Origin of the sequence: Agromyces mediolanus, assembly GCF_023715325.1 — a bacterium.
GTDB classification, from domain to species: domain Bacteria; phylum Actinomycetota; class Actinomycetes; order Actinomycetales; family Microbacteriaceae; genus Agromyces; species Agromyces mediolanus_A.
Window position 1 is genome coordinate 702,979 of sequence record NZ_JAMBNX010000001.1, and the last position, 21,044, is coordinate 724,022.

Annotated in this window: 23 protein-coding genes, 1 tRNA gene and 1 other RNA gene; 10 read left to right on the forward strand and 15 right to left on the reverse strand. The window is 71.7% G+C overall.

The window, feature by feature from the left end:
- Window positions 1-63: 63 nt before the first annotated feature.
- Together M3147_RS03270 and M3147_RS03275 are read right to left on the reverse strand one after the other, a co-directional pair.
- Window positions 64-762 carry a hypothetical protein gene (locus tag M3147_RS03270; protein WP_251202019.1) on the reverse strand — a complete coding sequence of 233 codons (699 nt, stop codon included), beginning with the start codon at window positions 760-762 and terminating at the stop codon, window positions 64-66.
- A 4-nt stretch (window positions 763-766) separates the two neighbouring features.
- Window positions 767-1,630: a hypothetical protein gene (locus M3147_RS03275; protein WP_251202020.1), complete on the reverse strand. Its 864-nt coding sequence runs from the start codon at window positions 1,628-1,630 to the stop codon at window positions 767-769.
- A gap of 58 nt (window positions 1,631-1,688) precedes the next feature.
- Between M3147_RS03275 and M3147_RS03280 the strand changes: the two genes are divergently transcribed.
- Complete coding sequence (locus M3147_RS03280) at window positions 1,689-2,087, forward strand: TIGR03618 family F420-dependent PPOX class oxidoreductase (protein ID WP_251202021.1); 399 nt, start codon at window positions 1,689-1,691, stop codon at window positions 2,085-2,087.
- Window positions 2,088-2,120: 33 nt separating this feature from the next.
- On the opposite strand, the gene M3147_RS03285 is transcribed toward M3147_RS03280, so the two are convergent.
- A complete protein-coding gene (locus tag M3147_RS03285) occupies window positions 2,121-3,407 on the reverse strand; it encodes an MFS transporter (protein WP_251202022.1) in 1,287 nt (428 codons plus the stop codon).
- A 75-nt stretch (window positions 3,408-3,482) separates the two neighbouring features.
- Window positions 3,483-4,343 carry a DUF3592 domain-containing protein gene (locus M3147_RS03290; RefSeq protein WP_251202023.1) on the reverse strand — a complete coding sequence of 287 codons (861 nt, stop codon included), beginning with the start codon at window positions 4,341-4,343 and terminating at the stop codon, window positions 3,483-3,485.
- Window positions 4,344-4,429: 86 nt separating this feature from the next.
- On the opposite strand from M3147_RS03290, the gene prfB reads away from it, so the two are divergent.
- Window positions 4,430-5,539 carry a peptide chain release factor 2 gene (gene prfB / locus M3147_RS03295; RefSeq protein WP_251202024.1) on the forward strand — a complete coding sequence of 370 codons (1,110 nt, stop codon included), beginning with the start codon at window positions 4,430-4,432 and terminating at the stop codon, window positions 5,537-5,539.
- Between the two features lie 18 nt (window positions 5,540-5,557).
- On the opposite strand, the gene M3147_RS03300 is transcribed toward prfB, so the two are convergent.
- Window positions 5,558-5,857, reverse strand: coding sequence for a hypothetical protein (locus tag M3147_RS03300; RefSeq protein WP_251202025.1), 300 nt, complete (start codon window positions 5,855-5,857; stop codon window positions 5,558-5,560).
- A 288-nt stretch (window positions 5,858-6,145) separates the two neighbouring features.
- Here M3147_RS03300 and ftsE point away from each other — a divergent pair, with 288 nt between their 5' ends.
- The 4 genes from ftsE to M3147_RS03320 all read left to right on the forward strand — a co-directional run bounded on the left by ftsE (window position 6,146) and on the right by M3147_RS03320 (window position 9,585).
- A complete protein-coding gene (gene ftsE, locus M3147_RS03305) occupies window positions 6,146-7,258 on the forward strand; it encodes a cell division ATP-binding protein FtsE (protein WP_251202026.1) in 1,113 nt (370 codons plus the stop codon).
- Window positions 7,255-8,166: a permease-like cell division protein FtsX gene (gene ftsX, locus M3147_RS03310; protein WP_251202027.1), complete on the forward strand. Its 912-nt coding sequence runs from the start codon at window positions 7,255-7,257 to the stop codon at window positions 8,164-8,166. The genes ftsE and ftsX overlap by 4 nt, the downstream gene beginning before the upstream one ends.
- 115 nt (window positions 8,167-8,281) lie before the next feature.
- Complete coding sequence (gene smpB / locus M3147_RS03315) at window positions 8,282-8,758, forward strand: SsrA-binding protein SmpB (RefSeq protein WP_251202028.1); 477 nt, start codon at window positions 8,282-8,284, stop codon at window positions 8,756-8,758.
- A gap of 89 nt (window positions 8,759-8,847) precedes the next feature.
- Complete coding sequence (locus tag M3147_RS03320; RefSeq protein ID WP_251202029.1) at window positions 8,848-9,585, forward strand: tyrosine-protein phosphatase; 738 nt, start codon at window positions 8,848-8,850, stop codon at window positions 9,583-9,585.
- A gap of 4 nt (window positions 9,586-9,589) precedes the next feature.
- On the opposite strand, the gene M3147_RS03325 is transcribed toward M3147_RS03320, so the two are convergent.
- The 6 genes from M3147_RS03325 to M3147_RS03350 form a co-directional block, all read right to left on the reverse strand.
- Window positions 9,590-10,447 (reverse strand): siderophore-interacting protein, encoded by an 858-nt coding sequence (locus M3147_RS03325; RefSeq protein WP_251202030.1) that lies wholly within the window; start codon window positions 10,445-10,447, stop codon window positions 9,590-9,592.
- Window positions 10,444-11,286: an ABC transporter ATP-binding protein gene (locus M3147_RS03330; RefSeq protein ID WP_251202031.1), complete on the reverse strand. Its 843-nt coding sequence runs from the start codon at window positions 11,284-11,286 to the stop codon at window positions 10,444-10,446. Before M3147_RS03330 ends, M3147_RS03325 begins: the two co-directional genes overlap by 4 nt.
- Entirely contained in the window at window positions 11,279-12,340 is a 1,062-nt protein-coding gene (locus M3147_RS03335; RefSeq protein WP_251202032.1) for a FecCD family ABC transporter permease, read from the reverse strand. The genes M3147_RS03330 and M3147_RS03335 overlap by 8 nt, the downstream gene beginning before the upstream one ends.
- The gene (locus M3147_RS03340; RefSeq protein WP_251202033.1) at window positions 12,337-13,389 is read right to left on the reverse strand and encodes a FecCD family ABC transporter permease; all 1,053 of its coding nucleotides are present in this window, start codon (window positions 13,387-13,389) and stop codon (window positions 12,337-12,339) included. Before M3147_RS03340 ends, M3147_RS03335 begins: the two co-directional genes overlap by 4 nt.
- Window positions 13,386-14,324 (reverse strand): ABC transporter substrate-binding protein, encoded by a 939-nt coding sequence (locus M3147_RS03345; RefSeq protein WP_251202034.1) that lies wholly within the window; start codon window positions 14,322-14,324, stop codon window positions 13,386-13,388. Before M3147_RS03345 ends, M3147_RS03340 begins: the two co-directional genes overlap by 4 nt.
- A gap of 77 nt (window positions 14,325-14,401) precedes the next feature.
- Entirely contained in the window at window positions 14,402-15,073 is a 672-nt protein-coding gene (locus M3147_RS03350; protein WP_251202035.1) for an SIMPL domain-containing protein, read from the reverse strand.
- Window positions 15,074-15,268: 195 nt separating this feature from the next.
- Here M3147_RS03350 and ssrA point away from each other — a divergent pair.
- The 3 genes from ssrA (at window position 15,269) to M3147_RS03365 (ending at window position 17,905) form a co-directional block, all read left to right on the forward strand.
- Window positions 15,269-15,636, forward strand: a transfer-messenger RNA (tmRNA) gene (gene ssrA / locus M3147_RS03355).
- Between the two features lie 112 nt (window positions 15,637-15,748).
- Window positions 15,749-16,774: a DUF3137 domain-containing protein gene (locus M3147_RS03360; RefSeq protein WP_251202036.1), complete on the forward strand. Its 1,026-nt coding sequence runs from the start codon at window positions 15,749-15,751 to the stop codon at window positions 16,772-16,774.
- 75 nt (window positions 16,775-16,849) lie between these two features.
- On the forward strand, window positions 16,850-17,905 hold the full coding sequence (locus M3147_RS03365) for an aldo/keto reductase (protein ID WP_251202037.1): 1,056 nt from the start codon (window positions 16,850-16,852) through the stop codon (window positions 17,903-17,905).
- A gap of 52 nt (window positions 17,906-17,957) precedes the next feature.
- On the opposite strand, the gene M3147_RS03370 is transcribed toward M3147_RS03365, so the two are convergent.
- Both M3147_RS03370 and M3147_RS03375 read right to left on the reverse strand, forming a co-directional pair.
- Complete coding sequence (locus tag M3147_RS03370; protein WP_251202038.1) at window positions 17,958-18,341, reverse strand: hypothetical protein; 384 nt, start codon at window positions 18,339-18,341, stop codon at window positions 17,958-17,960.
- A gap of 80 nt (window positions 18,342-18,421) precedes the next feature.
- The gene (locus M3147_RS03375; RefSeq protein ID WP_251202039.1) at window positions 18,422-19,222 is read right to left on the reverse strand and encodes an inositol monophosphatase family protein; all 801 of its coding nucleotides are present in this window, start codon (window positions 19,220-19,222) and stop codon (window positions 18,422-18,424) included.
- Window positions 19,223-19,374: 152 nt separating this feature from the next.
- Between M3147_RS03375 and M3147_RS03380 the strand changes: the two genes are divergently transcribed.
- Window positions 19,375-19,450, forward strand: a tRNA-Lys gene (locus tag M3147_RS03380).
- Window positions 19,451-19,499: 49 nt separating this feature from the next.
- Here M3147_RS03380 and M3147_RS03385 read toward each other — a convergent pair.
- On the reverse strand, window positions 19,500-20,543 hold the full coding sequence (locus M3147_RS03385; RefSeq protein ID WP_251202040.1) for a YihY/virulence factor BrkB family protein: 1,044 nt from the start codon (window positions 20,541-20,543) through the stop codon (window positions 19,500-19,502).
- A gap of 9 nt (window positions 20,544-20,552) precedes the next feature.
- Window positions 20,553-21,026 (reverse strand): SRPBCC family protein, encoded by a 474-nt coding sequence (locus tag M3147_RS03390; RefSeq protein WP_251202041.1) that lies wholly within the window; start codon window positions 21,024-21,026, stop codon window positions 20,553-20,555.
- Window positions 21,027-21,044 lie beyond the last annotated feature (18 nt).

Here is a 21,044-nt window from a genome sequence, read left to right on the forward strand (position 1 = left end):
GACCGCTCGGCCGCGCCACCCGCCGTGCCGCGCACACACAGGCGTCGGGCGACCCGTTCCGCGTCAGCCGGCCAGCGGGGACGGCGCCTTCGAGGAGCGGTAGCCGTCGCGCGCACGGGTCGGCTGCCACCGCCGCCAGTGCTTCGCCGACAGCCGGAACGGCAGGTGGTCCTGCACATGCCGCGCCGCCGGAGTCAAGCGCTCGTCGGCGGGCAGGCACAGCCACAGCGACAGGGCGGAACCCGCGGTTCCGTAGCTCGCTCGAACCCCGGAGGCGCCGAGCAGTCGGCCGTAGCCGTCGACGGCGAAGCCGCCGAACGCGTCCGGCGACAGTCCGTCGAACGGTTCGCCCGTCGACGGATCGACGAGCTGCACGGGTAGTGCCTGAGCGAGTGTCGCGAGCGATGCCCCGTACCTCGTGGTCGCGCCCGATTCGGCGGCGATCGCGTCGAGCACCTCGGGCACGGAGTCCGGCCGCACGTTCCAGTCGCGGCGAACCCGCTGCGTGCGCCGCGGCCCGCCCAGCACCTCGGCGGCGAACGCCGCCAGCCGCTCCGTGGCCGCCAGGTCGCTGTCGGCGGTGATCGAGAAGGTCCACTGCGCCGGCTCGGTCGGCACCGTGCACGCCGCGAGGAAGCGCTGTACCCGCTCGTGGGCATCCGCCGGGCGCTTCACGCGCAGCGAGTGCGCACCGCCCGCGGTGGCGGGCAGGCCGTCGTACGTGACGACCTCGGGCATCGTCGGGAGTGCGTCGTCCGTCATCGCCTCATCCTCGGGTGTGTCCGGCGAACTGAGCGGCGGCCCACCGCTCGGCGACGAGACCGGCGAGCGCGGCGAACGGCTCCGGGCCGTTGAGAACGACGAGTTCGACCCCCTCGGGCACGGGCAGTGCCGCGGGCGCACCCGGCGCCGAGGCATCCGCCGCACCGAACACGACGACGAGCCGCAGCGACGGGAACGCGAGTTCCTTCGCCGTCGCCACGGCACCGGCCGGCAGCACGAGCACCTGCACCGGGCCGCTGCGGAACGCGCCCGGCGCGGCCGTGGCCGCGAGCGTCGTCGCGAGCGAGCCGTTCAGCGAGACGGAGGGGAGCAACTCGGCGTAGCCGGAGAGCGTCAGCCCCTCCGCGGCGAGCGCCTGATGCAGCGCGAGCATCTGCAGCGCGATGACGACGGTCGGCCCGCCCGCCGTGGTGACGACCGTCGGCGGTGCGGCCGGGCCATCCGCCGTGATCCCGTCGCCGAGCTCCTCGGCGGCGATCGACCAGAACGTCTCGGCGTCCGCAAGCTCAGGTGCGACGACTCGCACGGCCGCGAGCAGGGACGCCTCGACGACGCGCAGCTCGTGCTCGTCGGCACCGTCGGTGCGAGCGAGGGCCTCGGCGTAGGCGGCGCCGAGCTCGGCGAGCGCAGCGGACGAGGGCGCGATCGGCTGGGCGAACCCGCCGGGCACCTCGACGGCGACGACGCGGCCGCTCGCGCGGTCGACCCGCAGCTCGGAGAGCCCGGCGTCGCGCGCGACGACGGCCTGCCGCTCGCCGTCGAACGGGGGCTCCAGCCACTCGCCGGGGTAGGGGATGGCGCGGGCGGATGCGGTCAGGGACGCGGCGATCTCGGCATCGGTGAGCACCCGTGCAGGCTAACCGAGGGCGGCGGGCGGATGGAACTGAGGTGCTTGACTGGTGACCATGACGATCGACATCCCCGAGCACCTCCTCCGCATCCTTACCGCGCCGGTCTACGGCCACCTCGCCACCGTGCGACCGAACGGCGAGGTGCAGGTGAACCCCATGTGGTTCGAGTTCGACGCCGAGGCGCAGGTGATCCGCTTCACGCACACCACGAAGCGCGCGAAGTTCCGCAACCTCCAGGACAACCCGGTGATGACCCTCGAGGCGCTCGACGCGGGCTCCCCGTTCAAGTACGTCGAGGTGCGCGGTCGTCTCGTCGACACGGTCGCCGATCCCACGGGCGAGTTCTACGCTCATCTCGGCCGTCGCTACGGCGACGCCGACGCGCAGCCGCCCGCGGACAAGGCCGACCGGGTCATCCTGGTCATGTCGGTCGAGAAGGTCGCCGGCCAGTAGTCGCGGGGCATCCGGACGCCGGGGGAGCCGGGCTCAGCCCGCTCCCTCGGCCTGGTCCGCGGTACCGTCGTCGCCGTGGCGCCGCCCCCGGCGGCCGGGCACGTAGCGCGGGATCCAGCGCAGCAGCATGCCCGCCCCCACGAAGCCGAGCACGCCGATGGCCGCACTCGCCGCAGCGAGCGAGACGAGCGAGGTGACGGCCGACACGACGAGTGGCGCCGCCGCCTGGCCGGCGTCGCCGATGGTGCGGTACGCGCCGAGGAAGGCCGCCGGATGCCGCTTCGGCGCGAGATCCGCGCCGACCGTCAGGATGACGCCGCTCGACACGCCGTTCGCGACGCCGAAGAGCACGGCCACGGCGATGAACCACGCTTCGTTGCCCGGCACGTCGTGGGTGAACGCGAGGATCAGATGCCCGGTCGAGAGTCCGACGAGGCCGGGGATCGCACCCCAGAGGCGCCCGAAGCGGTCCATCACCTGTCCGCTGACGTAGAACAGGCAGAAATCGATCGTCGCGGAAACGCCGATGACGAGGGCCGCGGTCTCGGGCGGCATGCCGATCGAGACCGCCCACAGCGGCAGGATGATCGTGCGGCTCGCACGCACCGCGGCGAGTAGGCCGATCCCCGAGCCCACTCGGGCGAGCACGCCGCGATGCTCGACGATCGCCCGGAAGACGCCCTGCGGCGCTTCCGCTGCGGAGACGCCGACGGCGGCAGACGACCCGCGCCCGAGGCCGAAGACCCGCTCGGGGTCCGGCAGCAGCACCAGCACCACCACGACCGCGAGGCACGCCGCGACGAGCACCCAGAACACCGGCTCGGAGCTCCCCGTCCAGGCGATGATCGCGGCGGCGACGAAGGGGCCGATCGCCCAGCCCGCCCGGAAGACCCCGGCGAGCGTCGATAGCGCCCTGGCGCGCACCCGTGCCGGCACGTAGCTCGTGAGGAACGCGTGCCGGGCGAGGCCGAACACGGCGGTGGCGAGGCCGAGCAGCAGCACACCGATCGCGAGCGCCGTGACGCTCGGGAGGGCGAGCGCCACCACGACGCCGATCACCGCGAGCATGGCGGCGCCGATCATGGCGTTCCGTTCGCCGATTCGGGCGACGAGCCAGCCGGCCGGCAGATCACCGAGCAGCTCGCCGATCATCAGCATCGCGGCGACGAGGCCGGCAAGGGCGATCGAGGCGCCACGTTCGGACGCGACGACGGGGATGACCGGGATGATCGCGCCCTCACCGAGCGAGAACAGCAGGGTCGGCAGGTAGGCCGGGAGAACGATCGAACCCCACGAGAACTGGGGCTGGGAGTCGGTCATCGTCTCCGACGCTACACCCGGCGCGGAACCGTCGGGGAAGCGTCGGGATCGCGGCCCGCCGACGCCGCGACGGGATCAGAACTCGTTGCGGCGGAAGTCGGCCGCGGTCTCGGCGGGGCCGCTCGAGACGAAGATGCGGGAGGTGTCGCCGGGCGCGGCCGGGTCGTACAGCACGGTCACGGGGGCGCCGACGGGCGGCACCTCGGCGGCGCGGTACTTCGCGACGCGCTTCACCCACCGGTCCGTCCCGCTCGTATCGGTGAACTTGACGGTCAGAGCGAACAGGACCGAGCTCGCCTCGCCCGACGGCAGGGTGCTCTCGGTGACGACGCCGCGGGCGCGGCGGCCGGTGACGAGCATCCGTTCGATGAGTGCGGTGCGACCGGCGCTGCGACGTCGGCCGGCCACCCCGGCGAAGAACGCCGCGATCGCGAGCACGCCGAAGAGGGCTGGCAGCCACCACTGCGCGGCGTAGAAGATCCAGGCGCCGACGCCCCAGACCTCGTCCTCGCCGAAGGTGGGGTCGATCTGCATGCCGGGCTGGTCGGGCGCGGTCCACGCGGCGCAGCCGATCCAGAGCCCGATCGCGAGTCCGGCCAGGACGAGGGTGAGCGGCCCGACCCCGACGAAGCGCGAGGAGTCGCCCGTGAAGCGGTGGTTCCACTTCGCGTAGAACGCCCACGCGGCGATGGTCGTGAGGATGCCGATCGGGAGGCCGAACGCCGTGTTCGGCATCTGCGACTCCCAGTTCGAGAACACGCTGTTCAGCTCCATGAGCCGGAAGGTGTCGAAGATGCCGGCGAAGCTGTAGCCGATCACCGCGGAGGTCGCGACGAGCAGCAGCGCGAACGCTGCGGCCGCGAGGGCGGCGCCGGTGCTTCCCCGCTGGCGTTCCAGGCGTTCGCGCCGTGCAGCGGCGGGGTCGATCGTGCTCACCGCGCCAGCCTAGCGACCCCCGGCCGGGGGGCGGAGGTCGATCGTGCACGATGGCGGCCCCGGCCACGACTAGGCTGGATGATGCCATGTTCGAACTTGACCTGTCGACCGAGATCTCCGCGCTCCGCGCGACCTTCCGCGAAATCCGCGCTGTCGTCGACACCGACGCGCTCGAGGCGGACATCGCCCGTCTCTCGGAGGAGGCCGGCGCGCCCGATCTCTGGGACGACCCGGCCAACGCGCAGAAGGTCACGAGCGCGCTGAGCCACCGCCAGGCGGAGCTCAAGCGCATCACCGGCATCGAGTCGCGCATCGACGATCTCGAGGTGCTCGTCGAGCTCGCCAACGAGGCGGGCGACGAGGACAGCGCCGCCGAGGCGCGTGCCGAGGTCGTCGCACTGCAGAAGACGATCGGCGACCTCGAGGTGCAGACGCTGCTCGACGGCGAGTACGACGATCGTGGCGCGGTCGTCACGATCCGCTCCGGTGCGGGCGGCGACGACGCGACCGACTTCGCCGAGATGCTCATGCGCATGTACCTGCGCTGGGCCGAACGTCACGACTACCCGGTGAAGGTGCTCGACACCTCCTACGCCGAAGGCGCCGGCATCAAGTCGGCGACCTTCGAGATCGACGCGCCGTACCTCTACGGCACCCTCTCGGTTGAGGCGGGCACGCACCGCCTCGCGCGCATCAGCCCCTTCGGCGGCGCCGACAAGCGGCAGACGAGCTTCGCCGCGGTCGAGGTCATCCCGGTCATGGAGGAGGCGAAGGAGGTCGAGATCCCCGAGAACGACATCCGCGTCGACGTCTTCCGCTCCTCGGGCCCGGGCGGGCAGTCGGTCAACACGACCGACTCGGCCGTGCGCATCACGCACATCCCGACCGGCATCGTCGTCTCGATGCAGAACGAGAAGTCGCAGATCCAGAACCGGGCTGCGGCGATGCGCGTGCTCCAGACCCGCCTCCTGCTCGCCAAGCGCGAGGAGGAGGCGGCACAGAAGAAGGAGCTCGCCGGCACGATCACGGCGAGCTGGGGCGACCAGATGCGCTCCTACTTCCTCTACGGCCAGCAGCTCGTGAAAGACCTGCGCACCGGCTATGAGGTCGGCAACCCCGCGGTGGTCTTCGACGGCGACCTCGACGGTCTCATCGCGGCCGGCATCCGCTGGCGCAAGCAGAAGCCGACGGACTGATCGCTCGCGCGCGGTGCGTCAGCCGCGCGGCCACTCGGCGCGGAGCCCGCGGAGCAGTGCTCGCACCCCGAGCGTGAAGCTGCGGTCGGTCGGGCGGATGCCTCGGGCCGACGCGGCCGCCGTGCGGGCCCGTTCGGCGGCGGCGAACGCGGGGGATCCGGCCCCGGCGTCACCGGGCGCCATGATGTCGTCGGGCGCCGCCGCATCGAGTGCTGAGCCGATGATGAGGGCCTCGAAGGTGACGAGGGCGTCGACCGCTTCATCCTCCGGGCAGCCTTCGGCCATCAGCCGTCGGACGATCGTGTCGTAGTTGCGCACCGGGCGCTCGGCTCGACGACCTGCCGGTACGGCGACGGCATCATCCTCGCTTCGCGCTCGACCGGCATCAAGCCGCTGAACCTGATGACGGCGATCCTGCCCTACGCGGCGATCGCGGCGGCGCTCTCGCTCGTGTTGTACCTCGTCGTCGGCTTCGCCGGCGCCCGAGGTCCGGCGAGCCGCTGCCGGCCCGCCGAACGGACCGATCGTCCCGAGTGCGGGCGGCGCGCTGGCGAAATCCAGTGTCGCTGCCCGCATTCCGCGCTCCGCTGCTTAGGCTCGAACACGATGATCCGCTTCGATTCCGTCACCAAGACCTATTCGGGCCAGGCGAGGCCCGCCCTGAACGACGTCGGGGTGGAGATCCTGCGCGGCGAGTTCGTCTTCCTCGTCGGCGCCTCCGGCTCCGGGAAGTCCAGCTTCCTGCGGCTGATCCTCAAGGAGGAGAAGCCGACGAAGGGCGAGATTCACGTCCTCGGCCAGCACCTCGGCTCGATCTCGAGTCGCAAAGTGCCGTACTTCCGCCGCGATCTCGGCGTCGTCTTCCAGGACTTCCGGCTGCTGCCGAACAAGTCCGTCTACGACAACGTCGCCTTCACCCTGCGCGTGATCGGCAAGTCGCGCGGGTACATCCAGTCGGCGGTCCCGGAGACGCTGAAGCTCGTCGGCCTCGACGGCAAGGGCAAGCGGATGCCGCACGAGCTCTCCGGCGGCGAGCAGCAGCGCGTCGCCATCGCCAGGGCGATCGTGAACAAGCCGCAGATCCTGCTCGCCGACGAGCCGACCGGAAACCTGGACCCCGTCACGAGCGCGGGCATCATGACCCTGCTCGAACGGATCAACGCGAGCGGCACGACCGTCATCATGGCCACGCACGAGGCCGGCATCGTCGACCAGATGCAGCGGCGGGTCATCGAGCTGTCCGCCGGCCAGATCGTCCGCGACGAGCTCGACGCGGGCTACGACGGGCAGACCGTGCGCGACATGAATCTCCCGCCGCGCACGACACCGGCGGCGGTCGTCGCGACGGCGCTCGAGCCGGAGGGCGCGGCGCGCGCGAGCGAGACCGGCGAGACGTCCCAGGCGCCCCTCGAGCCGATCGCCGACACCGGGATCAGCCCGGCCGCCCCGAAGGTGACCGCCGAGGTCATGCGCGAGGCGCAGCCGCTGTACGTCGAACCGGAGGAGACGCGCGACGCGGTCACCGAGGAGGCGGCCGCGATCACCGCGGCGGCCACCGGCCAGATCGACGTCGACCCCGAGCGCCTTCGCGCGCAGGCGCCGGCCCCCGCCGAGGATCCGGAGGGACCACCACTCACCCTCGCCGAACGGTTGGGCCTTCGCGCGCCCGGCGGCCCGCGAGCCGATGACGACCAGCAGGAAGTAGGGCCGACGAAGTGAGGATCGGACTCGTACTGAGCGAGGCCGCGAACGGGCTTCGCCGCAACGCCTCGATGGTGGTCTCGGTGGTGCTCGTCACCTTCGTGTCGCTCACCTTCGTCGGCACCGCCGCGCTCCTGCAGCTGCAGATCGCGCAGATGAAGAACTACTGGTACGACCGTGCCCAGGTCGCCGTGTACCTCTGCACCTCGCTGTCGAGCACGGCGGGATGCGCCGACGGGGAGGCGACCGACGAGCAGAAGACGGCCGTCGAAGACCAGCTGAACAGCAGCACCCTGGCCCCGTACATCGACAAGTACTACTTCGAGGACCACCAGCAGGCCTACGACAACTTCCAGGAGCAGTTCAAGGGCAGCCCCGCGGCCGACTACGTGACCCCGGAGGTGCTGAACGAGAGCTTCTGGGTCAACCTGAAGAACCCCGATCAGTCCGATGTGCTCGTCGAAGCCCTCGCGGGCATGTCCGGCGTCGAGTCGGTGAGCGACCAGCGGCGCCTGCTCGACCAGATCTTCGATGTGTTGAACGCCGCGAGCTACTCGGCCATCGCGGTCGCGGCGATCATGCTCGTCGCCGCCGCACTGCTCATCGCGACGACCATCCGCCTCTCCGCCTTCTCGAGACGGCGAGAGCTCGGCATCATGCGACTCGTCGGCGCCTCGAACCGGTTCATCCAAACCCCGTTCGTGCTCGAGGGCGTGTTCGCGGGCTTGATCGGCTCGCTGCTGGCGGGCGGGGCGGTGGTCGCGATCGTGCAGTTCTTCGTGCAGGGCTACCTGGCGCAGAACCTCGCGTTCACCTTCGTGGATCTCGGCGATGCCCTGCTCGTGGTGCCGCTGCTCATTGTCGTCGGCGTGCTGCTCGCGGCGATCTCCGCGGGCATCGCGATCACGCGCTACCTCAAGGTCTGATCGCCGGCCGGGCGGGCTGGTCGGTGCCGCCCCGCCCGGACCGGTAGACTGAACGGCTCGCCGCGGCGGAGGTCGCGGCATCCGTCAATCACATCGAGACCGTGAGGAGAGGGCCGTGCCCAGGGAACGCGGACAGAAGGTCGTCGCGACCAACCGCAAGGCGCGGCACGAGTACACCATCGAGGACACCTACGAGGCCGGCATCGTCCTCCAGGGCACCGAGGTGAAGTCGTTGCGCGAGGGGCGGGCGTCCCTCGTCGACGGGTACGCCTTCATCGACGGCGGCGAGATGTGGCTCGACGCGGTGCACATCCCCGAGTACACCGAGGGCACCTGGAACAACCACGCCCCACGGCGCAAGCGCAAGCTGCTCCTGCACAAGCAGGAGATCGTGAAGATCAGTCATCGGGTGAAGGACGGCGGGTACACGCTCATCCCGCTGTCGATCTACTTCAGCGACGGCCGCGCGAAGGTCGAGCTCGCGGTGGCGAAGGGCAAGCGCGAGTACGACAAGCGGCAGGCGCTCCGAGAGCGCCAGGACAAGCGCGAGGCCGATCGGGCGATGTCCAGCCGACGGCATCTCGGCGAGTAGCGCCGAGCGACTCGGGCGGGCGGATGCCTCGTGGCCCGCGGGTCGGCTGCGGGCCGGTGCGGCGGCGGCTCGGGGTAGGCTCGGATTCGATGGAGACTTCGCTTCGGATCCCCGTTCCCGGCACCTACAACTTCCGCGACGTCGGTGGCCTCGTGGCCCGCGACGGGCTCGTGCGGCCGGGGGTGCTCTTCCGTTCCGACGGACTGCACGCCCTCGGCGAGGCCGGCAAGGCGGAGCTGCGCGACCTCGGGGTCGGCGTGGTCATCGACCTGCGCGACGAGCAGGAGGTCGCGCGCATGCCCGACGACCTCACCGGCCTCGACGTGGAGGTGCTGCGGCTGCCCGTCTTCGAGGGCTCGGGCGCCTCGCAGGGCATGGCCGGCATCTCGCTCGACGCGCTCTACGAGCGCATCGTCGTGCAGCACTCCTCGGTGGTGGTCGACGCGGTGCGCGAGATCTCCACGGCCCGCGACCGCTCCGTCGTCGTGCACTGCACCGCCGGCAAGGACCGCACGGGCGTCGTCATCGCCCTCACCCTGCTCGCGGTCGGCGTCGACCGAGACCTCGTGATCGCGGACTACGAGCAGACCGAGCGCAATCTCGCCGGCGAGTGGCTCGACCGCATGGTCGGGCTCGCCGGCCAGTACGGCGTGCCCGACACCCCGGCGCTGCGCGTGCTCATGGGCGGCAGCCCGCCGGAGGCGATCGACGGCATGATCGAGCTCGTCGAACGCGATCACGGCAGCGCCCGTGAGTACCTGCTCTCGTCCGGTCTGGCCCTCGAGGAGCTCGCACGGCTCGAGCGGCAGCTCGTCGAGCGCGGCTGAGCGCTCAGCTGACGAGCGGCCCGCCGAGGGCCCAGTATCCGAGAAACGCCACGCGCGCCTTGTCGAGGCCGGCGGTCGAGGTCAGATAGCGGCGGATGCGCGTCGTGGCGCTCGCCTCGCCCGCCACCCACGCGTACATCTCGGAGCGTCCGGCCGCCGTGATGGCCGCGTGCTCGACCCACTCGACGACCGCTCGCTCGAGCGCGACTCCGGGGCGCGCCTCCGGAGCGACGAGTCGGATGCCCGCGCCCGGCCACCTTCCCCCGAGCAGATCGTCGGCGAGATCACCGAGCTCGAGGATGACGTCGACCGTCGTGTCGGTGGGCTGCGCCTCGAGGATATTGCGGATCGCGGGGAGGGCCGACTCGTCGCCGATGAGGACGAGCCGCTGCGGCGGCGACGGCGGCGTGTAGTGGATGCCGTACCCGGTGTAGCCCGCGCGGGCGTCGGGCCCGGTGATGACGATCTCGTCGCCGGGCCGGCAGGCGAGGGCCCACGCCGACGCCGGACCAGCGGGCTGATGGATGAAGAGATCGACGTCGATCTCGCCGTGCTCGGGCCGGACGGCCGCCGGGGTGTAGGTGCGCAGGACGTTCCGGCTCGCCTCCGGGAGTGCCTTCCAGCGGGTGTACCACTCCTTGGGGTGCGGAGTGGGGTCGTCGAGGAGGCCGAAGTCTGGGCGACTGCCGTCCGGCGCGGGAAGGACGAGTTTGATCCGCTGGTCGAGGCCCCAGGGGGCGAACTCGCCGAGTGTCGGGCCGGCGAGGGTCACCCGGATGAACCCGGGGCTCAGCCTCCGCGTGCGGCGCACGGTGACCGGGAACGCCCGGTACTCCCACGGGCGGGTCGCGGCGGCGGTCATCGCTCCACCGCTTCGGCTCGGGCGACGGGGACGCCCGGAACGACCAGGGGGCCGCCGGTGACGGGGTCGGCGATGACCACGTTCGGCAGTCCGAAGATCTCCTCCACGCGTTCGCTCGTGACGACGTCGGACGGCGGCCCCTCGGCGAGGATGCGCCCGTCGCGCATCGCGATGAGGTGGTCCGCGTATCGGGCGGCGTGGTTCAGATCGTGGAGCACGGCGACGACGGTGCGCCCCTGGCGGTTGAGCCGCGCGAACAGCTCCATGAGCTCGATCTGGTGCGCGATGTCGAGGAAGGTCGTGGGCTCGTCGAGCAGCAGGAGGTCGGTCTCCTGGGCCAGCACCATCGCCACCCAGACACGCTGCCGCTGGCCTCCGGACAGCTCGTCCACACGGCGCGGCCCGAGTTCCCGGGTGCCGGTCGCGTCGAGCGCCTCGGCCACGGCCGCGTCGTCGGCGTCGGTCCACTGCCGGAGGAGTCCCTGATGGGGGTACCGCCCTCGGGCGACGAGGTCGACCACGGTGATCCCGTCCGGCGCGGCGGCCGACTGCGGCAGGAGGCCGAGGCGCTTGGCCACCTCCTTCGCCGCCAGGGCGGAGATGGCCTTCCCGTCGAGGATCACTCGTCCGGCCGTCGGCGAGAGCAGTCGGGACAGACCCCGGAGGAGGGTCGACTTGCCGCAGGCGTTCGGTCCGATGATGACGGTGAACGACCCGTCCGGGATGGCGGTGCTCAGCCCGGTGATGATGGGGCGCGCGTCGTAGCCGAGGGTGACGTTCTCGGCGTGCAGACGCGAGGTGGTGGGCAGCGCACTCGGCGTAGCGGTTCGATCAGGCACGGCGACGGATCTCCTGGATGAGGACGGCGACGAGATAGGCCCCTCCCACCGAGACGGTCACCACGCCGACCGGCAACGTCACGGGGAGCACATGCTGCGCCACGACATCCGACGCGAGCAGGAGGAACGCGCCGACGAGCGCCGACAGCGTGAGGGAGAGGGACGGGGCGCCGGCGAGCCGGCGGGCGATCTGCGGGGCGGCGAGCGCGATGAAGGCGATCGGGCCGGCGACCGCCGTCGCGATCGAGACGAGGCCGACGGCGATGAGCAGCGAGAAGGCGCGGGTGCGCGCCGGGTGTGCGCCGCTCGCGTGCGCCACGTCGTCGCCGAGATCGAGCTGCCGGAGACGGGGGGTGAGCAGGACGAGCGAGAGCACGAGAGGAAGGCTGGCCACGACCGCCCCGCCGAGCGCGCCCGCGGTCACCCCGTTCAGGCTGCCGGCACCCCATGCGGAGGCGAACATCGCCGTGTCGAGCTCGACCTCGAGCAGCATCCAGGTGTTCGCGGAGGCGAGGATGGCGGCCACGCCGATGCCGATCACGATCAGCCGGAAGCTCTGCCCCGCGCCATGCCGTGAGAGGACCCAGATGAGGCCGGCGGTCGCGAGCCCGCCGACGACGGAGCCGGCGGTCATGAGCGGCCAGCTCGCGGAGAAGAAGACCACGGTCAGGAGCATGCCGGTGAACGCGCCGTTCGACAGCCCGAGGACGTCCGGACTCGCGAGCGGATTGCGGGTGACGGTCTGGAACAGGGCCCCCGCGATCGCGAAGAGGGCGCCGAGTGCGCATGCCGCGAGCGTCCGCGGAAGGCGCCACTCGAGGACGACGGTGCGGTCGAGGGCGTCGCCGCCACCGAAGAGCGTGCCGAGGACGGCGTCCGGGGTGAGCGGGTAGGTGCCGAGGCCGAGAGCGGCGATGGTGAGTACGGCGATCGCCGCGAGGAGCGCGGCGGCCACGGCGAGGCTCCGGGTGCGCACGGCGACGGCGATCGGGCCGCACCGGAGCCGGTGGCGTCGGTATCCGGGGTCGAGGCGGGGACGGTCGATCGTGCTCATGAGGGGGCGCTCGCCTTCGCGCGACGCGCGAGCGCGATGAGCACCGGGGCCCCGACGAACGCCGTGACGATGCCGACGGGAATCTCGGCCGGTGCGATGAGCAGCCGCCCGAGCACATCGGAGAGCAGCACGATCGCGGGGGCCAGGACGATCGAGACGGGCAGGATCTTCCGCTGGTCCACGCCGAACACCCATCGCGCGACGTGCGGGACCATCAGCCCGATGAACGAGATCGGGCCGGCGAGGGCCGTCGAGACGCCGGCGAGCATGGTGACCGCGAGGACGACCCCGATCCGGATTCCCGCGATGTTCGCGCCCTGCGAGCGCGCGATGTCCTCACCGAGCGCCACGGCGTTCAGACCGGGCGCCAGCAGGAGCGCGCCGAGCACGGCGAGACCCACGAACGGCAGGACGGGGAGGAGGAGGTCGAAGCCGCGCCCGAGGAGCGACCCGGCGTTCCACGAGCGCAGGTGTTCGAAGGCGTCCGGGTCGCTGAGGGTCAGGCCGGTGGTGATCCCCGAGAACACCGCGCCGAGGGCGACCCCCGCGAGCGTGAGACGGATCGGGTCGGCGGCGCCTCGACCGGACGAGCCGATGACGTAGACGGCCACCGTGACCACGAGCGCCCCGAGGAACGCGAGCCAGACGAGGTCGGCGATGTCCCGCATCCCCAGGAAGGCGACGCCGATCGCGACGGCGAATGCGGCGCCGGCGTTCACGCCCAGGATGCCCGGGTCCGCGAGGGGGTTCCGTGTGAAGGCTTGGATCAGCGCCCCGGCTGCTCCGAGCGCCGCGCCGACGACGAGGCCGGTGACGGTGCGGGGCAGTCGGAGCTCCTCGACCACGTATCGCGCCTCGGGGGAGCCGCCGCCGCGCAGCACGTCGACGACGGCGTCGAGCGACAGCGCATTCGAGCCGAGCGTCAGCGACAGGACGATCGCGGTCGCGAGGAGGGCGAGGAGGCCGAGGAGACCGATCCAGGTGCGGGCTCGGCCGCTCTGGGATCCGGTGAACGTGCCGCGCGGTCGACCGATGGCGGCGGCGGTCACCGCTCGGTTTCGAGGAGCGCCTCGATCTCGTCGAGGACGAGGTCGCCGCCCTTCGGCCCGACGCCGGACACCCAGTAGCTTGTGTCGACGAGCGTGAGCGACGGGAACGCACTGCGGTTCTGCGCGATCGCCGGCGGGATCGTCGCGTCGTCGCTCGGGTCGGCGCTCGTGACGAGGACGTAGTCGGCGGTGGCGTCGAGGACGTTCTCCGGGGAGAGGTCGGCCTGGAGGCCGTCCTCCCACTCCCGCGCGGGGATGGTGAGGCCGGCGCATTCGAGCGCGCTGCCGGCGAACGACGTCGGCCCGTACAGGCTCAGGGTGGTCTCGTCGCGCGGGCGGATGAGGTTGACGGTCTTCCCCTCGACGTCGAATTCCTCGGCGATGCGATCGCATCGCTCGTTGAAACCGTCGAGCAGGGCCTTCGCCTCCTCAGGCTGCCCCAGCGCGGCGCCGATGAGCAGCACATTCTCCTGCCACGGGTCGGCCTGCGTCTGCATGAAGACCGTCGGGGCGATCGCCGACAGCTGCTCGTACAGCTTGGAGTGCCGGGCCTCGGTGCCGAGGATGAGGTCGGGCTTCAGCGCCGCGATCGCTTCCAGATCGGGCTCGGGCACCGTGCCGACGGGTTGGACGCCCGTCACGCCGAGGTAGTCGGGGACACCGGCGACGTTGCTCGCGACGGCGGCACCGACCGGGGTGATCCCGAGCGCGACGGCGGTGTCGAGCTCGACCGGCTCGAGCGCGACCACTCGCTGCGGGGCCGCCGGAACCTCGGTGGTGCCGCGAGCGTGCTCGATCGGTTGCGTCCCGCTCGCGCTCCCGTTCGGTGCGTCCTCGGACTGCGCGGCGGGGGCGCATCCGGCGAGCGCCATGATCGTGCCCACCGCGACAGCGATGGACCGGGCGAGCACTCGCCGGGGCAGGGGGGATCGCATTCGGACAGCACCTCTCATCGTGAAGACGGCCCCGCCGGAGCGGCGTCGAGCCAAGACTAAGGTAAGCCTATCCTGGCTCAGCCGGCGGATGCGTCGAACCGCGCCTCCACCGTCGCCTGCACCACGAGCTCTGCCGGGGCGAGCTCGGCGATCGGGGCCGACGCGGCATCCATTCCGAACGCCGCCGCACGTGCCAGGTGACCGCCCTTGGCCATCGGACTCGGCCGGGCGTCCAGCAGCCCGGCATCTGCGAGTTCGACTGGTGCGGGGGAGCCGAGCCCGAGCGCGGAGGCGTACACGGTCGCCTTCGCGACCGCCTCGGCGACGGCGCGTCGTTGCGCCGCCTCCCGCACCCGGGCTGCGGTCGCCTCGGTCAGCCGCCACTCGATGCCGCCGACGGAGAGCTCCTCGCCGGCCGCCTGCTCGCTCACCCAGGCCGACAGCGCGGCGAGATCCTTGAACACGAGCTCCAGCTCGCCCCTGGCTTCGTGCACGACCGGGAGCTGACGCCCCTCCGAGTTGAACGGGCGCTGCGACCAGACCCGGAGCTGACCGGCCGACCACTGCTCGAGCGCGCCCTCGCCGTCCAGCCGGCGCACCTCGGCGAGGAGCCGCTCGTGCGCCGCGGCGGTGCGGTCGATGACCTGCTGCCGATCGGCTCCGGACGCCCCGACCGAGAGATGCACGGCGCCGAGCTCGGGCCAGGCGCGCTCCTCGGCGGTGGCGGTGACGGTGATGAGCGTGCCCACGGGCGACCTCCAGCTGGTTCGGCGCCGAACGGGCGGCGCGGCCGGGAATGGCGGAAGCATCCCGCCTGTTCTAGACTGTAAGGCCGCGCACCCCTCACCGTCCTGGTGAAGCGCGCGGAACATGGCAACTCCACAGCGTGCGACAACGGCCCTCCGAACGGACGACTCCACACGGACGACTCCACCGGTGCTCATGGGGATGATCGGTTTCGACATCGCCTGTGCGCCCACGAGAAGCGGGCCGAGGATGCAGGGTTATCTCGTGAACGCTCCCTGCGAACAAATAACTGCCAATAAGAAGCAGTCTGACTTCGCCCTCGCTGCCTAAGCGAGTCCGATAGTCCGTCAGTCCGGGTGGGTTCCCGCCCCGGTCCCTGGCGTCATTTAGGGAACTTGCTGCGCGTCGTCGCCTGAGCGACGTGCGGGACTTTTTCAGGCTGGGCTCGTCGACCGAGGTGCCTGTGACAACGGTCGGGGCCGAGCAGAACGCTTCACAGGATGCGCCCGGAGAAGGCGTGGAAACTCAGCGATGGACGGGGGTTCAATTCCCCCCATCTCCACCACAGGTCGTTGTCGCACGCGAACGCCAGCACGACGGGCCGCCCCTCGGGGCGGCCCGTCGTGCGTTGGTGCCGGGTCATCCTCGACGCCGTGGCATCCCCTAGGCTGGCGATCGTGCGTCCGGCCCTCGACACCACTGCGCTCACCGCGCCGTTCGGGCCGGACGACGCGCGGGAGCTCGCGCTCGCCGCCAGGGCCGACCGGCCGTCGCCGGCGGGCCTGCTCTGGCGGGCGCTCGGTGCCGGCTTCCTCGCCCTCGTCTTCACCGCGACGTTCCTCGGCGTCCTCGACGAGTGGGTGGAGCGAGGCCCGTGGCCCGCGGCGTTCTTCCTGCTCGTCCTCTGCGGCGTGGGTGCCTTCGTCGTCGCGATCACGATCTCGTCGCTCGGTGCGGCGCGGCGGCGTCGAGCGCGCCACCTCCGGCTCGAACGCTTCGCGCGGGACAACCGGCTGTATTGGATGCCCGAGGGCAACGCGCCCCAGTACCCGGGGGCGATCTTCTCGGTCGGATCCACCCGTCTCGTGCGGGATCGGCTCTTCGCCGGCTCCGGCGAGTTCTTCGACGTCGGGGTGCTGCAGGCGGTGACCGGCAGCGGGAAGGACCGGCGCACGGTCGAGTGGTCGTACCTCGCCCTCCGGCTCACCCGCGAGTTGCCGCATCTCGTGCTCGACTCGACTCGCGACAACGTGCTCGGCCAGAGCTCGCTGCCGGAGACGATGCACCGGGCGCAGCGGCTCTCGCTCGAGGGCGACTTCGACCGGCATTTCGCGCTGTACTGCCCGGCGGGCTACGAGCGCGACGCGCTCTACGTGTTCACGCCCGACCTGATGGCGCTCCTCGTCGACGAGGCGGGCGACTTCGACGTCGAGATCGTCGACGACCGGATGACCCTCTTCACCCGGCGCCACATCGACCTGCTCGACCCGGAGACGTGGCGGCGCTACGAACGGATCATGGCGCTCGTGCTGCCGAAGGCCAGGCGGCAGACGCGCCGCTACCGCGACGAGCGTGCCGACGAGGACGAGACGGTCGCCCTCGAGGGGCGCAGGCTCCGCACGGGCGTCGCCTGGAGCGGCATCGCGATCGGCGTCGGCGTGCTCGGCGGCTGGGTCGTGCTGCGCTTCCTGCTCGGCACCTGACCGGCGGGTGCGTCCGTGCCCCGGGCAGAGCGGATGCCTCGGCTCGGCGTCGGCGGCCGCGGCTACGATCGAGCGATGAGCTACTCCGCGGCGTCCGACCGCTACGACCAGATGACGTTCCGCCGTTCGGGCCGTTCGGGCCTCCAGCTGCCCCTGCTCTCGCTCGGGCTCTGGCAGAACTTCGGCGACGACCGGCCGGCTGAGCGGCAGCGCGACATCCTGCTGCGCGCCTTCGACCGCGGCGTCATCCACTTCGACCTGGCGAACAACTACGGCCCGCCCTACGGCGCCTCAGAGGTGAACGTCGGGCGTGTGCTCGGCCGTGAGCTCCGTGCGCACCGTGACGAGATCGTGGTGTCGACCAAGGCCGGTTGGGACATGTGGCCCGGACCCTACGGCTCCGGCGGCAGCCGCAAGTACCTGATGTCCAGCCTCGACGCTTCGCTCGGCCGGCTCGGCCTCGACTCGGTCGACGTGTTCTACCACCACCGGCCCGACCCGGGCACACCGCTCGAGGAGACGGCGTCGGCGCTCGATGCCATCGTGCGGGCGGGCAAGGCGCACTACGTCGGCATCTCCTCGTATTCCGCGGCCGACGCGCGCACGATGGCGGGCCTGCTCGCCGAGCTCGGCACCCCGCTCACCATCCACCAGCCGTCGTACTCGATGTTGAATCGCTGGATCGAGACGGAGGGGCTGCTCGACGTCGCCGGCGAGCTCGGCTTCGGGGTCATCGGATTCACGGCGCTCGCGCAGGGCCTGCTCACCGGCAAGTACCTCGGCGGCGTGCCCGAGGGCTCGCGTGGCGCCTCGGACGGCTCGCTCGACCGCACCGTGCTCACTGACGAGGTGGTGGGCCATCTGCGGGCGCTGAACGAGATCGCGGTCGCGCGTGGGCAGTCCCTCGCCCAACTCGCGCTCGCGTGGGCGCTGCGTGACGAGCGGGTCACGAGCCTCGTCGTCGGGGCGTCGAGTGTCACCCAGCTCGACGAGAACCTCGACGCGCTCGGGCGGCTCGACTTCGACGAGGCGGAGCTGCGCGCGATCGACGAGCACGCGGTCGATGCGGGCATCGACCTGTGGGCCGACGCCCGCAAGGGTGGGCCGTTGCCGGCGCTGAAGCCCGAGTGACCGGCTCGCGCTCGGCACGCCGATCCGAGCGCGTTGCCCGCGGGCAGACCGCTCAGGGGTTGTCGATGCGGTGCGCGAGCACCTGACGCGCGACGAGATCGTTGGCGACCGCGTCGCCGGTCTGTCCGAAGATCGTGGCGGTCTTCGCAGCGCCGATCGCCCCGCCGAGCAGCGCCCCGCTCGTCATGTCCCGGTGCAGTCGGGCGACGAGCAGACCCTGCGCATCGGTCATGAAGTCGACCGCCAGGTTGATCACGAACTTCGACCCGGCCATCGCGCCGAGCCAGACCGTGCGCGCCGTGCTGCCTCGTTTGGCGAAGAAGCCGCCGTTCGGGGTCTCGGTGATCGCGAAGCCCTGCGCCTCGAGGGCCCCGCGCATCGCGGTGCGGGCGGCGGCGTGGTCGCCGAGGAGGAAGTAGTCGTACGACGAGGCCATCTGGTGCTCCAGTCGGGTCGGGTCGGATGGATGCCGATCGACTCTATCGGGCAGCCGCCCCCGTTCGGGTGGTGGCGCGCTCAGCGCAGGGCGTCGAGCACGAGCTCGTGCAGTGCGCCGTTGGTGGCGAGCGAGCTGCCGTGATGGGGGCCGACCTCGCCCGTGATCGAGGTGAACCGGCCGCCGGCCTCTTCGACGATGGGGATGAGGGCGGCGAGGTCGTAGATCTTGACGTCGAACTCGCCCACGATGTCGATGACGCCCTCGGCGAGGAGCATGTACGACCAGAGGTCGCCGTACGCGCGGTCGCGCCAGACACGCTCGGAGAGCGCGAGGAGCCGGTCGAGGTAGCCGGCGTCGCGCCACTGGGCGAGGCTCTGGAAGCTCAGCGAGGCATCCGCGAGCGAGGCGACGGCGGACACCGCGAGACGGCGGGGCGCCGGGCGTGCACCGGACTCGTCGGGCAGTTCGAGCGTCCAGGCGCCTTCGCCGACCGAGGCCCACCAGCGACGGCCCATCGCGGGCGCGGAGACGACGCCGACGACGGGGACGCCGTCGATCGCGAGCGCGATGAGCGTGCCCCACACGGGAACCCCGCGCAGGAAGTTGGCGGTGCCGTCGATCGGGTCGACGATCCACTGCCGGCTCGTGCTGCCCTCGGTGCCGAACTCCTCGCCGATGATGCCGTCGTCCGGGCGGGCGAGGGCCAGGCGGTCGCGGATCGCGCGCTCGACGGCGAGGTCGGCCTCGGTGACCGGCGTGCGGTCGGGCTTCGTCCGCACGTCGAGGTCGACGGCACGGAACCGGGAGAGTGAGATCCCGTCGGCGAGATCGGCGAGTTCGAGGGCGAGCGCGAGGTCGTCGGCGAAGGATTCGGTCACCGAATCAGCGTATCGGCCGGTGGTGAACGGCGGGTTCTCGGTGCGGCATCCGGCGACGCGCCCGGGGTGCGGACGGGCCCGCGCTCGATTGGCGCGAAGGTGGCCGAGCTGATAGCGTGGTCTCTCGGTTCGGTTCGCAAGATCCGCACTTCGCACCTCTAGCTCAATCGGCAGAGCAACTGACTCTTAATCAGTGGGTTCAGGGTTCAAGTCCCTGGGGGTGCACCAGAGCGAAGGCCCCGGCAGCATGCCGGGGCCTTCGTCGTTTCCGACTCGCTCAGCCGCGCTCCCGCTCGACCGCCTCGCGCGCCGACTCCACCTCCGCGACCGCAGCCATGGCCCGGCGCTCGGCGCGCTGCAGGCGTCGCACGGCGATCGTGGGGCTGCCGTAGCGGGCGGCGACGCGATCGTGCTCCTCGTCCACGCCGGTGATGATGTAGGCGCCCGCGATGAGTACGACCTGGCTCGAGAGGTTCAGCCAGAGCAGCAGCGCGATGATCGAGGCGAACGAGGCGAGCAGCGGGTTCGAGGACGCACCGCCGATGAACAGGCCCGAGAGCACCTGCAGCACGGTGAGCCCGACGCCGCCGAGCAACGCCCCGGTCCAGAGCGAGCGGCGGCGGGGGCGCAGCCCGGAGAGCAGGCGGAAGAGCGCGGCGACGGCGACGGTATCGATCGCGAGCACGACGAGGATCGAGAGTGCCTGTACGCCGAGGTCGGCGAACCCGGAGCGAGCGGGCACGCCGAGCCAGTCGAGCACCGAGCCGATCGCCGCGGTGCCGGCCATCGTCACGACTGCTCCGGCCCCGAGCGCCACACCGAAGCCGACGGCGATCGCGAGGTTGCGCAGCACCGCCCAGACGACGAAGGTCTGATCGGCGGCCTGGTCGGCGAGCTCCCGGAACGCGATGGCGAGCGAGCCGACGGCCCCGATCGCGGTGCCGACGAGACCGACGAGGCCCACGATCCCGGCGACGCTGAACGCGACCGGTTGCACGAGCGAGCGCGGGTCGATGGCGCCGCCCTCGCCGACGAGCCCCGGGATGGCCCGGCCCACCGCGTCGATGAGCGCCTGCATGGCCTCGTCGTCGCGGGAGAGCCAGATGCCGGCCAGCGAGAAGCCGAGGAGCACCCCGGCGAACACCGAGAACAGCGCCCGGTAGGTCACGCTGTCGGCGAGCATCGGGCCGTGGTGCTCCTGATAGAGCAGGAACGCCCGCACGGGCTTCCGTTCGAGCGCCCAGGCCACGAGCCGCTTGAAGCCGCCCGCCTTCGGCGGCGTCGCGGTCGCGGGGTCCGTCTCTGGTTCGGCAGTGCGCATACCGCCAGGCTAGCCAGCGTCCGGAATCCGGGGCGGAGGGTTGACGACGACGGCCGCGCGCCCCTCCGCGAGGAACGCGAGGCGCCGCAGGGTCTCCCGGTTCCGCACGCGCAGCGCTGCATCGCGCAGCGGTCGGGGCAGCCAGTGCGCGGGTCCCGCCGTCGGCTCCTCCTGGAGGCGGACGAGGCATCCGTCCCCGCTCGCCCGCACCTCGACGCGTACCCGGGCCTCCCCGAGCAGCCATCCCCTGGCGCGCACGGTCAGTGCCGTCGGGGTGCGCTCGAGGCTGATGGTGCGGTCGTCGATCAGCAGCGGCCAGGCGCCGACGGAGTGATGCAGTTCCGTGCCCGGGTCGGGCCACCGGGCGTCGACCTGCCGCATCCGCGACGCTCCGACGACCCAAGCGGGGTAGAGCCAGCCGTCGGCGAGTACGGCGAGGACCGCACCCGGCGGGCAGTGCATGCGGCGTACGTTCTGCGACATGGCGTCATGCTGGCCGAT

Coding starts and splice junctions, on each gene's coding strand:
- M3147_RS03285 (WP_251202022.1), bottom strand. CDS start 3,407: ATGACCGACTCCCAGCCCCAGTTCTCGTGGGGTTCGATCGTTCTCCCG.
- M3147_RS03385 (WP_251202040.1), bottom strand. CDS start 20,543: ATGCGCACTGCCGAACCAGAGACGGACCCCGCGACCGCGACGCCGCCG.
- M3147_RS03270 (WP_251202019.1), bottom strand. CDS start 762: ATGACGGACGACGCACTCCCGACGATGCCCGAGGTCGTCACGTACGAC.
- M3147_RS03345 (WP_251202034.1), bottom strand. CDS start 14,324: ATGCGATCCCCCCTGCCCCGGCGAGTGCTCGCCCGGTCCATCGCTGTC.
- ftsE (WP_251202026.1), top strand. CDS start 6,146: ATGATCCGCTTCGATTCCGTCACCAAGACCTATTCGGGCCAGGCGAGG.
- M3147_RS03320 (WP_251202029.1), top strand. CDS start 8,848: ATGGAGACTTCGCTTCGGATCCCCGTTCCCGGCACCTACAACTTCCGC.
- prfB (WP_251202024.1), top strand. CDS start 4,430: ATGTTCGAACTTGACCTGTCGACCGAGATCTCCGCGCTCCGCGCGACC.
- M3147_RS03335 (WP_251202032.1), bottom strand. CDS start 12,340: ATGAGCACGATCGACCGTCCCCGCCTCGACCCCGGATACCGACGCCAC.
- M3147_RS03370 (WP_251202038.1), bottom strand. CDS start 18,341: ATGGCCTCGTCGTACGACTACTTCCTCCTCGGCGACCACGCCGCCGCC.
- M3147_RS03365 (WP_251202037.1), top strand. CDS start 16,850: ATGAGCTACTCCGCGGCGTCCGACCGCTACGACCAGATGACGTTCCGC.
- M3147_RS03390 (WP_251202041.1), bottom strand. CDS start 21,026: ATGTCGCAGAACGTACGCCGCATGCACTGCCCGCCGGGTGCGGTCCTC.
- M3147_RS03325 (WP_251202030.1), bottom strand. CDS start 10,447: ATGACCGCCGCCGCGACCCGCCCGTGGGAGTACCGGGCGTTCCCGGTC.
- M3147_RS03280 (WP_251202021.1), top strand. CDS start 1,689: ATGACGATCGACATCCCCGAGCACCTCCTCCGCATCCTTACCGCGCCG.